Source organism: Streptomyces sp. NPDC060205 (assembly GCF_042728395.1).
Taxonomy (GTDB): Bacteria; Actinomycetota; Actinomycetes; order Streptomycetales; family Streptomycetaceae; genus Streptomyces.
The window spans coordinates 1-12,249 of sequence record NZ_JBHWZP010000283.1 but is presented as its reverse complement, the minus strand read 5'-3'; the positions used below and the strand labels follow the sequence as shown (position 1 = coordinate 12,249).

Below are 12,249 nucleotides of genomic sequence, written 5' to 3'. Positions count from 1 at the left end.
GGCGCCGTCGTCGCCTACCGCGCGGATTGGGTACCGCCGGGACGAAAAGCCAGGGCGCAGCCCCGTTTTTCAGGGGCGCGGGGAACTGCGCGGCCGGCCACGACGGCGCCGCACCCCACAACCGGACCCGAACCGAAACGGACCACGCCCCCACAGACGACAGCGCCATCGTCGCCCATCGCGCGGATTCCATGCCGCCGAGGACGAAAAGCCAGGGCGCAGCCCCGTTTTTCAGGGGCGCGGGGAACTGCGCGGCCAGCCACGACCGCGCCGCACCCTCCGACCGGGCCGGGGCCGAGACAGACCGCGTCTCTCAGACGCCGAACTCCGTGGGCGACAGCCCAAGCGCCGTGCACGCCTCACGAATCACGTACTGCTCGGACGCCTCGAAGTGCCCGTCCGCGCCCGCGACCACCATGCCGGTCTGGACGACCGCGCGGGCCTCCGTCGGCTTCTTGGCCGCCTTCGCGATGTCCCGCAGCGCCTCGGCCTTGCCCTGCTCGAAGTTGGCCGTGAGCCGGTCCACGTGCTGGTTGAAGCGCTGCCGCAGCTGCTCCGCGGGGAAGTTCTGCAGCACCTCGTTCGAGGCGATCAGCTCCTCCACGCGCTGCCGCTCCGCCGGGTCGACCCGCCCGTCGGCCGCGGCCACCAGCGCGCACATCGCCATGCTGGCGTCCCGGTACGAGCCGCTCTTCAGCTCTGCCTTCGCCGACGCGAGCTGGGACTTGAACAGCCCGAGCAGCTGAGCCTTCGAGCCGCCGGAGGAGGACGAGCCGGACGCGTGGCCACCGTGCTGCCCCTGCCCCGTCCCTCCCCCGCCGCTCCGGGACTGCTGGAGGTTCTTCGCCTGCTCCTTGAGCCGGTCGAACATCGCCACTACTGCCACCTCGGCTTCTGCTGTTACCTGTACGCGGTCGATTCCCGTACGCGGTCCGTCAGATGAACGGCTGCCACGTCCGGAGAGGTTCCCGATTGGCAAAGGTAACGTAAAGAGATCATGTGCAGGGCCGAGATGACCGAACCCGGCCTATCCCACGGGCGCCAGCGCCGTCGTACGGCCTCCCAGCGCGACGGAGAACTGGTCCGTGACCTGCGCCAGGGCCTCCGCCGCCCCGGGCGCGACGGTCAGACCGCCGTCGTCCGCGGCGGTGATGTCCTTGTCGAGCGTGAACCAGCCCTGGACGATGTGCGCGGCACCCATGGAGCTCAGGACCGGCCGCAGCGCGTAGTCGATGGCCAGGACGTGGGCCGTGCTGCCGCCGGTGGCGAGCGGCAGGACCGTCTTGCCGGCCAGCGCGTACTGCGGGAGCAGGTCGAGGAGCGACTTCAGCAGCCCCGAGTAGGCGGCCTTGTAGACGGGGGTGCCGATCACCACGCCGTCCACCTGCTCGAACAGTGCCGTGGCCTCGACGACGGCCGGGTGCCGGAAGTCGGCGCCGAGCAGCGCTTCGGCGGGCAGGGTGCGTACCTCCAGGGAGATGACGTCGTGCCCCTGGTCCCGTAGCCGGTCGTCCAGGTGGCGCAGGAGTCGCGTGGTGCGGGAGGTGGCCGAAGGGCTTCCGGAGACGGACAGGATCGCGGCCATGAGGGGACCTTTCAGGGTTCGGGGTTCGGAGGTGGCACGTGCGGGGCGGGGCCCGCTCACCAGTCGCTGGTCTCCACGGCGATCAGGGGCACCAGTTCGTTGCGCAGGGTCTCCAGGAAGGTGACGGTCTCGGCCGCCACTGAGCGGTGCTGCAGATCGTTCAGCACGTCGTGATGGCCGCCCCGGACGGTGGACAGCCGGGCGCGGGGCAGGGACTTGGCCATGCGGACGAGCGCGTCGTGGTCCGCGAGCGGATCGGCGTCGCCGACGAGGATCAGCGCGGGCACGTCGGCCTCGCTGCCGTAGGCCGCCGCGAGCAGGGCCTCCGGCACCGGCTCGCCGAGTGCGCCGCGGCGTACCTGGGTGTCGTCCGTGAGCCGGCCCCGGTGGGCGGGGCAGGACGTGCGTACGTCGAGTTCGTCGTCCCAGCTGCCGGCGGCGTCGACGGCACCGGTCGCGTGGGCCGGGAGCCCGGCGAGGACGACGGCGTCCGGTCGCAGGCCGGCCGGGGTGTCGCCCGCGGCGACGAGCGCGGCGACGGCGAGGGCCCCGGTGTCCGCGCCGACGAGCACGACCGGGCGGACGATCCCGTCCTCGGTCCCGTCCTCCCCCGCGGTCCCGTCCGCGGCGGCGGTCAACCGGGCTCCGAAGTCGGCGAGTTGGCCGTCCAGGTCGTCGGCGTCGATGTCCGGGGCGTCGACGACGCGCACGCGGTAGGCGTCGGCGGCGAGCCGCCTGCCCAGCCGGGTGTAGGTCTCGCGGGTCTCTCCCCTGCCGGGTACCACGATGACGGTGCCGCGCGTGCGCAGGCCCTCGGGGGCGTGGTGGTCGCTGTATTCGGTCATGTCAGACTCCTGCGAGTGCGGGCTCGGTCGCGGGCTGCCAGCCCAGGGCGGGTGCCACCTCGGTCGCGATGAGTTCGAGGGCGCGGATGGCGGTGTCGTGGTCTAGGACGGCGGGGTTGAACTGGGTGATGAGGTCGGTCGCGAGGGGCAGTACCTTCTCCTGCCGCAGCTCGGCGACGATCTCCTCGGTGGAGCCGTGGAAGCAGTGGAAGCGGCGCAGCGCCTCCTCCGGAGTCAGGCCCTTGGGGAAGGCGCCGCTCCCGGCCATGCGCAGCGCCGCCCGGTGCACGTCGTCGCCGATGTGCGCGAGGGCCGTGCGCCGGTCCTTGGCCGGGAAGACGAACCGGGAGAGCCCGATCCGCGGGCGGCGCGGCCGGTCCCACGCGTCCAGGTACGCGTCGGCCCAGGGCCGCTGGATCTCGTCGGTGGGCGCGTCGAATCCGTAGGCCGCCCGGTTGAGCAGCAGGTTCGAACCGCCGACCGCGGCGTGCTGTGCGCCGGGCCCGCTGAAGACGCCCTGCCAGATCCGGTCGGAGAAGTCCCCGGGCGCGGGCTGGATGCGGAATCCGGGTGCACGCACCTCCTCGCCGGCCAGGGCCGTGCGCAGCACGTTCAGGTTCTCGGTGGTCAACTCCCGCTTGCGGGCGGGGTCCCGGCCGAAGGCCGCGTACTCCAACTCGCTGTAGCCGCTGCCCACACCGACCTCGACCCGGCCGCCGCTGAGCGTGTCGACGACGGCGACGTCCTCGGCGAGGCGGACCGGGTCCTCCAGCGGCAGGACGGTGATGGCCGTACCGAGGCGGATGCGGGTGGTCCGTGCCGCGGCGTGCGCGAGGAACGTCCAGGGCGAGGAGAGGCCGCCGCCGCTGCCGGGGACGTGGTGCTGGGCGACCCAGCCGACGTCGAAGCCGAGTTCGTCGGCGGCGACGAAGAGTTCGGTGGCATCGCGGTAGGTCCGGGCCAGGTCGGTGCCCCGCCCTTGGACGTGGGTGAGGAAGCCGAGTCTGAAGCGCGGTGTCGCGGTGGTGGTCATGAAGTGCTCGCCTTTCGAAGTCGCTTGAAGCAGCGCCGAGTTGCCGAGCGGCTCACGGTCTGGCTCACCGTGCGGCTCCGCGTCCGGCTCCGGGTCCGGGAGCGCTGCCGGCTCCGCCGACCGTGACGAGTCCCGGGCGGCCGGCGTCGTCGGGGTCGGTCTCCCGGTCACCGCCGGCCCCCAGCACCCGGTCGAGGACGGCTGCGGCGCCTGTGCCGGGGAGTGCGGTGCCGCGCCAGGCGACATGCTGGTCGGGGCGTACGAGGACGTTGCCGGTGCCGTAGACCGCGCGGGCCTCGGGGTGGGTCAGGTGGATCACGGCGAAGGGCAGCGCCCGTGCCGCGGCCTCCGCGACGAAGGCCTGCTCGACGTCACGGTCCTCGGTGAGTACGAGCAGGGACAGTGAGACACCGATGCGGTCGTGGAGTGTGCCGCCGTACGGGTCGACGTGTCCGTCGGGGGCGCGGTGGCCCGGTCGCGGGTCGTCCTCGTAGACGTCCGCACGCCAGCGGGGTTCGGCGTCGAGCTGACCGGGTTCGTACCAGATCGCGCTCGACGCGTCGTAACGCTCGTCGAAGGTGACGCCCGCCGCGGGGTCCCGGTCCCTGCCGAGCCGTTCGCCGATCTCCTGCCGGCGCCGTACGGCCTCCGGGCCGAGGTCGGCGTCGTCGGGGATGCCGCCGCGGCGGATCTCCGCGAGGGTCGACTGGGTACGGCGGGCCCGCTGGAGGGAGTGGTCGGCGATCCGCCAGTTGTGCCGGCGGCGCTCCTCGTCGTAGGAGTCGAGCAGCGTCCGCGGCGCGTGGCCGCCGATCACCGCGGCGAGTTTCCAGCCGAGGTTGACCACGTCCCCGAAGCCCTCGCCGAGGTTGCCGCCGGGGGTACGGACGTGGGCGGCGTCGCCGGCCAGCAGGACCCGGCCGCGGTGGAACGTCTCGGCGATCCGAGTGGCGTGGTAGAAGGTCGTCGCCGAGACCAGTTCGAGGTCCAGGTCGAACCCGAACGCGGCCCGGCCGATCTCCAGCAGCTCGTCCTCGGTGGGCTCGTGGTCGAGCGGGTACGGTCCGGCGTAGACGCGCCATTCACGGGTGCTCACCGCCGCCAGGAACCCGGACGCCTTCGCGTTGACGACGATGTTGCTGCCGCTCGGCGCCGCTCCGACCCGGTCGCTGATGTCGCCGGTCCGGACGATGAGCCGCAGCCGCTTCTCCGTGGCGTGCTCGCCCTCGCGGTCGATGCCCGCCAGCCGTCGGGTGGTACTGCTCCCGCCGTCGGTGCCCAGGACATAGGCGGCGCGGACGGTGCGCCGCTCGCCCCCGCTCACCCCACCGGTCTCGTCGCCGTCCACGCCCACGACCTCGGCGTCGATGCCGTCGGCGTGCTCGCGAAGAGCCCGCAGCTCCCAGCCGCCCGCGACGCTCACGCCCTGTTCTCTCAGCCGGTCGAGGAAGACCTGCTGGAGCACGGTCTGCGGCCGCCGCAGGGCTTCTTCCGACGCGTACGAGGTCGTGGGGCGCCGGGAGTTGAAGGACGGGCGCGGCTGCGGGACGAGTTCGTGTCCGGCCAGGGAGGTGACCAGTCTGGTGCCCTGGTTCCACTCCGGTGGGTAGGTCCAGGCGTCGCGGATGCGCTGGAGCAGCCCCCAGCGCCGGAAGTGTTCCACCACGCGCGGGGTGTGTCCCATCGCTCCGGCCCGTACCAGGGTCGCGGTGCGGGCGCGGTCCACGACGGCGACCCGGACACCGCGTCCGGCCAGTTCGACCGCGGCGGAGAGGCCGACGGGGCCCGCGCCGACGATCAGCACGTCCACGGTGTCCGGCGGGGTGGCGGCCGGGAACCGTACCGTGTGGACGTCACGCCCGCCCGTCACCGACAGTTCGCTCATGTCCCTGTCCTCAGTCGTCCGCGAGGCCGGGCTCGCGGGTGTTGCGGTTGGCGGGGACCGGCAGGCCGAGGTTGCCGCGCAGGGTGTCGGCCGCGTACTCGGTGCGGAACAGTCCGCGCTTCTGCAGGATCGGGACGACGCCGTCGACGAAGAGTTCCAGGTCGGCGTTGTTGCGGAAGGCGAGGTTGATGCCGTCGAAGGTGCCGGCGTCGAACCACTTCTCGATGGTGTCGGCCACGGTCCCCGGCGCCCCGACGAACGGCGAACGGCGGAACTCGCTGACGGACTCCGCCACTTGACGCAGGGTGAGGTTCTCCGCCTTCGCCCGCTCGATCAGCTTGGACGCGCCGGTGCGGCCGCCCTTCTCGGCGAGGTGCGCCACGTCCGGGAACGGCGCGTCCAGGTCGTGCGCGCTGAAGTCGTACGCGCCGAAGGAGCGGCCGAGGAGGGCGAGGTTGCCCTTGAAGTCGTTGTCCTCCTCGAAGATCTCCCGCTCGCGGCGCAGGGCGGCCTCGTCGGTGGCGGCGACGATCGGTCCGCCGTGGATGAAGATCTTGATGTGCTCGGGGTCGCGGCCGTACGAGGCGGTGCGCTTCTTGATGTCGGCGTAGTAGTCCTGCGCCTGCTGCAGTGAGCCGCCGGGCGCGTAGATGCCCTCGGCGACCTGCGCGGCGAGGTCGCGGCCCTCCTCGGAGACGCCGGCCTGGAAGATGACCGGCTGGCCCTGCGGCGAGCGGGAGAGGTTGAGCGGCCCGGCGACCTTGAAGTGCTCGCCCTCGTGGTCGAGTGCGTGCAGCTTGGCGGGATCGAGGAAGATGTCCCGCTCGACGTCGGCGGGGAACGCGTCGTCCTCGTACGAGTCCCACAGGCCGCGGGCGACCTTGACGAACTCCAGCGCCCTGCCGTAGCGGGTCGTGTAGTCGAGGTGCTCGTCGAGGCCGTAGTTGCGGGACGTACCGGTGTCGAAGCTGGTCACCACGTTCCAGCCGGCCCGGCCGCCGCTGATGTGGTCGAGGGAGGCGAACCGGCGGGCGAGGTTGAAGGGCGAGTTGTACGTCGAACTCGCCGTGCCGACCAGGCCGATGTGCCGGGTGTGGGTGGCGACCGCCGACAGCAGGGTGAGTGGTTCGAGCCGGTTGAGATAGTGCGAGGGGTAGGTCGCGTTGATGAACTGGCTGTCGACGACGAACAGGGCGTCGAACAGGGCGTGTTCGGCCGCCTGCGCCTGCTTGATGTAGTAGTTGATGTCGATGCTGGCGTTCTTCGCGACGCTCGGGTCCTTCCACAGACCGTGCTGGCCGGGGCCGCCGACGCCGTAGGGGTGCAGGGCGAGGTGGATCGTGCGGGGCATGCGGATTCCTCTCGGTGGTGCGGAAGTTGAAGGGTGCAGGGGTTCGCGGGCGCACCGGGGTGCGTGAGCTCAAGCGTGCAGCAGCGCGCGGAGCCGGTCGCGTTCGGCGCGGTCGGCCGAGGCGCTGCGCAGGGTGGGCGCGGAGCCGACGAGCAGCCGGGTGTAGACGTGCCGGGGGGCGGTGATGACCTCGCGGGCCGCGCCGACCTCGACGAGTTCGCCCTGGTAGAGCACGGCGATGCGGTCGGCGACGCCGGCGACGGACCCCAGGTCGTGGGAGATGAAGACGAGGGCCACGCCCGCCGCGCGCAGGTCCTTGAGGATCTGCAGGATCTGTACGCGGTTGGCGGAGTCGAGGGCGCTGACCGGCTCGTCGAGGATGACCAGCTTCGGCTCGGTGACCAGTGCCCGGGCCACCGCGACCCGCTGGCGCTGACCGCCGGACAGCTCCCCGGGCAGCCGGTCGAGCAGGTCCTCGGAGAGCTGGACGCGGGCGAGGAAGGTACGCGCCCGTTCGGCTGCTTCCTGTCGTGCGACGCCCTGGATGAGCAGCGGCTCGATGAGGGAGTCCTCGATGGTGAGGTCGGGGTCGAGGCTGCGCAGCGGGTCCTGGAAGACGTACTGGACGACGCCGCGGCGGCGCAGCCTGCGCCACTGGCGGCTGCCGTACGCTCCGACGTCCTCGCCGCCGATGACGATCCGGCCCGCGGAGGCGCGTACCAGGCCCAGGACCGTGCGGGCGAAGGTGGACTTGCCCGATCCCGTCTCGCCGATGATGCCGACGGTTTCCCCGGGGGCGACGCTCAGCGATACGCCGTGCAGGGCGCGGCGGCGCTGCCTGCGGGGCCCGTAGTGCACGTCGAGGCCGGTGACCTCCAGGACGGCCTGTCCGTCCGCCCCCGCGTCGGCGGGCGGCTGTTCCTGCGCTTGCTCGGTGGTCACGAGGTCTCCTGCGGCGTGAGCGGCGTGAGGAACTTCTCCAGGCCGTACTGGTCGTGCTCGGCGATGAGCAGCCGGGTGTACTCGTGGCGTGGACGGTGGAGTACGTCGCTCGTCGGGCCCTGTTCGACCACCTCGCCCTCCCGCATGACGAGGACCTCGTCGCACAGCTGGGCCACGACGGCGAGGTCGTGGGAGACGACCACCAGGGCGAGCCCGGCCTGTTCGCGCAGTTCGGCGAGGAGGTCGAGGATCTCGGCCTGGACCGTGACGTCGAGGGCGGTCGTCGCCTCGTCGGCGATGAGGATCTGCGGGTCGGCGGCTATCGCCGCGGCGATCAGGACGCGCTGGAGCATGCCGCCGGACAGTTCGTGCGTGTACTGGCCGTAGACCAGTTCGGGGTCGCGCAGTTGGACGGCCTGGAGCAGTTCGACGGCACGATGGCGTGCCTCGCGACGCTTCAGTCCTTGCTTGACCCGGATGACCTCGGCGATCTGCGCGCCCACCCGGATCGAGGGGTTGAGGTAGGACGCCGGGTCCTGGAAGACCGCGCTGATCGTGGCGCCCCGCAGGGCCGTCCACTGCTGCGGGGTCAGGGTCGCGATGTCGGTGCCGGCGATCTCGATGGAGCCGGCGGAGACCTCGAAGTGCGGGGGCAGGATGCCCAGGGTGGCCCGGCAGGTGAGGGTCTTGCCGCTGCCGGACTCGCCGACGATGCCGACCGTTTTCCCCGGGGTGAGTTCGAAGCTCACGCCGTGGACGATCTCGCGGTCGGTGACCCGGTCGCTGATGCGCACACCGCGCACGGCGAGCACGGGTGCGGCGGTCGCGACCGCCGTGGAAGGCTCACCGACGGGCTCGGCGGCGGGCTCGGCGGCACTCAGGGTCGTGCCGGGGGCGGCCTTCGCGGACAGCGTGGTCATCACGCACCTCCGGTGGATACGGGGTCGGGCTTGCCGAGGCGATTGGCGCGCGCCTTGCGGGTGTTGACGAAGGCCCGGCCCGCTTCGCCGGAGACGTCGCGGATCGCGTCGGCGAGCAGGTTGCTGGCCCAGACGGTGATCATGATCAGCACCGCGGGGGCGAGGGGTGCCCACGGCTGGTAGCTGAGGTAGCCGAGGTCGGAGGCGAGCAGCCCGCCCCAGGTGGGTGCGGGCGGCTGCACGCCGATGCCCAGGAAGGTGAGGCTGGAGACGATGATGAAGCCGACGCCGATGGTCTGGGCGAGCGCGACGGCGATCGGCGGGAGCACCTTGACCCACACGTGGCGGCGGACGATCCAGCCGGTCGAGGCACCCGCGACGAGCGCGGCCTCCACGTACGGCGAGCGGGCGACGGCCAGGGTGGCGGCGCGGGCCACCCGGTAGAAGAGCGGGGAGACCAGGGCTCCGGTGACGAGCATGGCCTGGGTGATGCCGTTGCCCAGGAGCGCGATGACGGCGACCGCGAACAGCAGGAACGGCAGGGCGACCAGGGTGTCGGCCAGCCGCAGGGTGAGCCATTCGAAGGTCCGGCCGAGGTAGACCGACAGGATGCCCGGGATCGCGCCGACGACCAGGGCCATCACGGCGACTTCGAGGGAGCCGAGGACACTGACGCGTGAGCCGTCCAGGAGGCGGCTGAAGGTGTCCCGGCCGAGGTAGTCGGTGCCGAGCCAGTGGGATCCGGAGGCGGCGGCGAGGGTGTTGTCGCTGGTGGCCAGGGGGTTCTGCGGGGCGAGCAGCGGGCCGAGGACCGCCAGCAGCGCGATCAGGGTGAGGATGACCACGGCGATCCGGCCGGAGGTCAGGGTCAGGACGCGGCGCACCATGCTCATACCCCCCGCTGGGATGCCGGTGTGACACGTGCCAGCACCAGGTTGACGATCAGGTTGAAGAGGACGACCAGGACGATCGACACGACGAGGACTCCCTGTACGGCCGGTACGTCGCCGGCCTGGGCGGAGTCGTTGGCGAACCGGCCGAAGCCCTGCAGACCGAAGATCCACTCGGTGACGACGGAGGCGCCGACCAGTGCGGGGAACTTCAGGCCGAGGGTGGCCAGGGCCGGGCCGATGCCGTTGCGGAGCACATGGCCGAGGAAGATCCGACGGGGACTCAGGCCCCGTACGACCGCGCCCGTCACGTAGTTCTCGCGGTACGCGGCGACGAGAGAGCCGCGGAGCTGGCGGGCCACGTCCGCGACCACGTCGAAGCTGAGCGCGAGCGCCGGGAGCGTGATGTGCGCGAGCCAGGGGCCGAATCCCTGTTCCGCGGGGATGTAGCCGGCGGAGGGGAACAGGTGCAGTCCCACGGCGAAGACCGCGACCAGCACGATGCCGACGACGAACGCGGGCATCACCGAGATCAGGGTGACGAAGCCGGTGATGGCCCGGTCGATCCAGGTGGTGCGCTTGAGCGCCGCGAGCGTGCCGAGGGTGAAGCCGAGGACGACACCGATGATCAGCGCGAACGTGGCGACGGACAGGCTCACTCCGAGGCCCAGGCCGATGAGCGTGGAGATGTCGGCGCCGTTGGTCCAGCTGGTGCCGAGCTGTCCGTGCAGGACGCCGGTGAACCAGTCCCAGTACTGGACCAGGAACGGCCGGTCGAGACCCCACTGGGCCTCGACCCGCGCGATGGCCTCGGGGGTCGCCTCCTCGCCGAGCTGGATCCTCGCCGGGCTGAGTCCGCTCATCGACCGCAGTGCGAAGGTCACGAAGGTCGCGACCAGGAAGACGGGTACGAAGATCGCGACCGACCGGGCCAGGGTGACCAGGAGGCGGCCGAGCGTGTGCCGCACCCTGGTCCCGACGACCCCGCGACGGCGGGCAGGCGGGGCCTGTTCCGCGGTCGTCGTCATGGGCTTGCCCCTCTCTTGTGGTGGGTTGTCCGGTGGGACGGGTGTCAGCTGCCGGAGATGGTCACGCCGGTCCAGTCGATGTGCGCCGGGTTCTTCGGCAGGTCAGAGATCGACTTGCTCTTGGCGATGAGGTTGGGCTGGGAGTAGGTGAAGACCAGCGCCTTGCTCGCAAGGCCCGCCCGGGTCGCCGCCTGGAGCACCTGCGTGTAGTCGGGGGCGTCCAGCGGGGTCTTGCGCACCTTGGCGATGGCCGCCTCGAAGCCGTCCGGCTCGTACGGCGTGCTGAGGTTCAGCGGGCCGTTGGGGCCGAAGTGGGCGGTGAGGGTCTGTGCCGCGGAGTCCCGGCCGGTGGTCCCGTACAGCGAGAAGGTCAGGTCCTTCGCGAAGAACGGGGTGGCCCAGTTCTTGTCGATCTTGATGGTGACCTTGATGCCGACCTCGGCCAGCTGCGACTGGACGATCTCCGCCTGTGGGTCCTCCGCCGGGATGACCAGGTTCAGCTTGATGTCACCGGACTTGTAGCCCGCCTCGGCCAGGAGCTTCTTCGACTTCGCCGGGTCGTAGGGGTAGGCGTTCTCCGACTTGGGGTCGTAGGCCTCGTACCCCTTCGGGAACGGCTGGTCGGTCACCTCGCCGTAGCCGAAGGTCAGCTTGTCGACGAACTCCTTGCGGTTGACCGCGTGGCGTACGGCGTCGACGACCTTGTCGTTGTCGAAGGGCGCCTTGTTGACGTTGAGGCTGAGGTTGGAGGCGTTGAAGCCCGGCTGCACGAAGACGTCGAGGCCGGCCTTCTTGGCGGCGGACGCCTGACTCGGGTCCAGGTCGGCGAAGTTGTAGACACCGGTCTGCAGTCCGGAGACGACCGTGGAGGCGTCGGGCGCGGAGGTCAGCTCGACGTTGTCGATGTGGATGTTCTTCGCGTCCCAGTAGTCCGGGTTCTTCTTCAGGAGCGCCTTGGTGCCCGGGATGACCTGGGTGACGACGAACGGGCCCGCGCCGACCGGGTTCTGGTCCAGCTTCTCGGGGTTCTTGGCCGCCTTGGGGCTGGCGATCTGCAGTACGCGCTGGCCGAGCAGCTGGGGGATCTGGTAGTCGACCTGGCTGAGGTGCAGGACGGCGTCGAGGCCGTCGGCGTCCACCGACTTGATGGAGGTCAGGTCGCCGAAGAGCGCCGAGTTCTTCTGCTTCTGGGCCCGCTCGATGGCCGCCTTGACCGCGGCGGCGTCGACGGGCTCGCCGTCGCTGAACTTCAGTCCGGAGCGCAGATGGAAGGTGATCTCGTCACCCTTGTCGTTGTACTCCCAGCTCTTGGCGAGGTCGGGGACGGCCTTGCCGCTCTCGTCCGTACGGGTCAACGAGGCGTAGGCGAGGGCGAGTTCGCGGAACTGGGCGCCGCTGCCGCCGACGACCGGGTCCCAGTGGGTCGGGAAGTACGAGGAGGTCCACTTCAGCGTGGAGGAGCCGCCGCCCGAGGCGGCGGAGTCACCGCCGCAGGCGGCCAGCACGGGAGTGAGCACGGCGACGAAGGCGGTGCCGAGGGCTGCGGCCCGCAGGCGGCCTGCCCCGCGGGACGAACGGCGGTCCGCTCCGGGGCGGCGGGTGATGAGGTGAGCGGGCATCTCGTTCTTCCTTTGGCGGGCTCCGGCCGGGGCCGGGGCAGAAGGAGCAAGGCAGGAGGACAGGACCCCTGTGCATGCGGAACGTCGACTCGGAACGGACCCCGGACGGGTGACTCGGCCCCGGATCGGGTGACACGGACATGCCGGGGAG

At 71.4% G+C, this 12,249-nt stretch carries 11 protein-coding genes; all 11 read right to left on the bottom strand.

Translation table 11 applies throughout. The annotated features are described in order from the left end of the window. Window positions 1–313: 313 nt before the first annotated feature. Window positions 314–877 carry a tellurite resistance TerB family protein gene (locus ACFWGJ_RS34330; RefSeq protein ID WP_387332423.1) on the bottom strand — a complete coding sequence of 188 codons (564 nt, stop codon included), beginning with the start codon at window positions 875–877 and terminating at the stop codon, window positions 314–316. Window positions 878–1,027: 150 nt separating this feature from the next. After that, window positions 1,028–1,585 carry an NADPH-dependent FMN reductase gene (ssuE, locus tag ACFWGJ_RS34325; protein ID WP_387332421.1) on the bottom strand — a complete coding sequence of 186 codons (558 nt, stop codon included), beginning with the start codon at window positions 1,583–1,585 and terminating at the stop codon, window positions 1,028–1,030. Window positions 1,586–1,641: 56 nt separating this feature from the next. Then, complete coding sequence (locus tag ACFWGJ_RS34320; RefSeq protein WP_387332419.1) at window positions 1,642–2,430, bottom strand: alpha/beta hydrolase; 789 nt, start codon at window positions 2,428–2,430, stop codon at window positions 1,642–1,644. A 1-nt stretch (window position 2,431) separates the two neighbouring features. Next, window positions 2,432–3,463 (bottom strand): LLM class flavin-dependent oxidoreductase, encoded by a 1,032-nt coding sequence (locus ACFWGJ_RS34315; protein ID WP_387332417.1) that lies wholly within the window; start codon window positions 3,461–3,463, stop codon window positions 2,432–2,434. Window positions 3,464–3,527: 64 nt separating this feature from the next. Next, a complete protein-coding gene (locus tag ACFWGJ_RS34310; protein WP_387332415.1) occupies window positions 3,528–5,348 on the bottom strand; it encodes an FAD-dependent monooxygenase in 1,821 nt (606 codons plus the stop codon). Window positions 5,349–5,358: 10 nt separating this feature from the next. Then, entirely contained in the window at window positions 5,359–6,699 is a 1,341-nt protein-coding gene (locus ACFWGJ_RS34305; protein ID WP_387332414.1) for an LLM class flavin-dependent oxidoreductase, read from the bottom strand. A 69-nt stretch (window positions 6,700–6,768) separates the two neighbouring features. Then, window positions 6,769–7,641, bottom strand: coding sequence for an ABC transporter ATP-binding protein (locus ACFWGJ_RS34300; RefSeq protein WP_387332412.1), 873 nt, complete (start codon window positions 7,639–7,641; stop codon window positions 6,769–6,771). Beyond that, complete coding sequence (locus tag ACFWGJ_RS34295; protein WP_387332410.1) at window positions 7,638–8,561, bottom strand: ABC transporter ATP-binding protein; 924 nt, start codon at window positions 8,559–8,561, stop codon at window positions 7,638–7,640. Before ACFWGJ_RS34295 ends, ACFWGJ_RS34300 begins: the two co-directional genes overlap by 4 nt. Next, window positions 8,561–9,448 (bottom strand): ABC transporter permease, encoded by an 888-nt coding sequence (locus ACFWGJ_RS34290; RefSeq protein WP_210885975.1) that lies wholly within the window; start codon window positions 9,446–9,448, stop codon window positions 8,561–8,563. The genes ACFWGJ_RS34295 and ACFWGJ_RS34290 overlap by 1 nt, the downstream gene beginning before the upstream one ends. A gap of 2 nt (window positions 9,449–9,450) precedes the next feature. After that, window positions 9,451–10,479, bottom strand: coding sequence for an ABC transporter permease (locus tag ACFWGJ_RS34285; protein WP_387332409.1), 1,029 nt, complete (start codon window positions 10,477–10,479; stop codon window positions 9,451–9,453). 44 nt (window positions 10,480–10,523) lie between these two features. Then, window positions 10,524–12,098, bottom strand: coding sequence for an ABC transporter substrate-binding protein (locus tag ACFWGJ_RS34280; RefSeq protein WP_387332407.1), 1,575 nt, complete (start codon window positions 12,096–12,098; stop codon window positions 10,524–10,526). Between the last annotated feature and the right edge of the window lie 151 nt (window positions 12,099–12,249).

Bases quoted from the DNA above. Each gene is read 5' to 3' on its own strand.
- ssuE (WP_387332421.1), bottom strand. From the start codon at position 1,585: ATGGCCGCGATCCTGTCCGTCTCCGGAAGCCCTTCGGCCACCTCCCGC.
- ACFWGJ_RS34320 (WP_387332419.1), bottom strand. From the start codon at position 2,430: ATGACCGAATACAGCGACCACCACGCCCCCGAGGGCCTGCGCACGCGC.
- ACFWGJ_RS34315 (WP_387332417.1), bottom strand. From the start codon at position 3,463: ATGACCACCACCGCGACACCGCGCTTCAGACTCGGCTTCCTCACCCAC.
- ACFWGJ_RS34310 (WP_387332415.1), bottom strand. From the start codon at position 5,348: ATGAGCGAACTGTCGGTGACGGGCGGGCGTGACGTCCACACGGTACGG.
- ACFWGJ_RS34305 (WP_387332414.1), bottom strand. From the start codon at position 6,699: ATGCCCCGCACGATCCACCTCGCCCTGCACCCCTACGGCGTCGGCGGC.
- ACFWGJ_RS34295 (WP_387332410.1), bottom strand. From the start codon at position 8,561: ATGACCACGCTGTCCGCGAAGGCCGCCCCCGGCACGACCCTGAGTGCC.
- ACFWGJ_RS34290 (WP_210885975.1), bottom strand. From the start codon at position 9,448: ATGGTGCGCCGCGTCCTGACCCTGACCTCCGGCCGGATCGCCGTGGTC.
- ACFWGJ_RS34285 (WP_387332409.1), bottom strand. From the start codon at position 10,479: ATGACGACGACCGCGGAACAGGCCCCGCCTGCCCGCCGTCGCGGGGTC.
- ACFWGJ_RS34280 (WP_387332407.1), bottom strand. From the start codon at position 12,098: ATGCCCGCTCACCTCATCACCCGCCGCCCCGGAGCGGACCGCCGTTCG.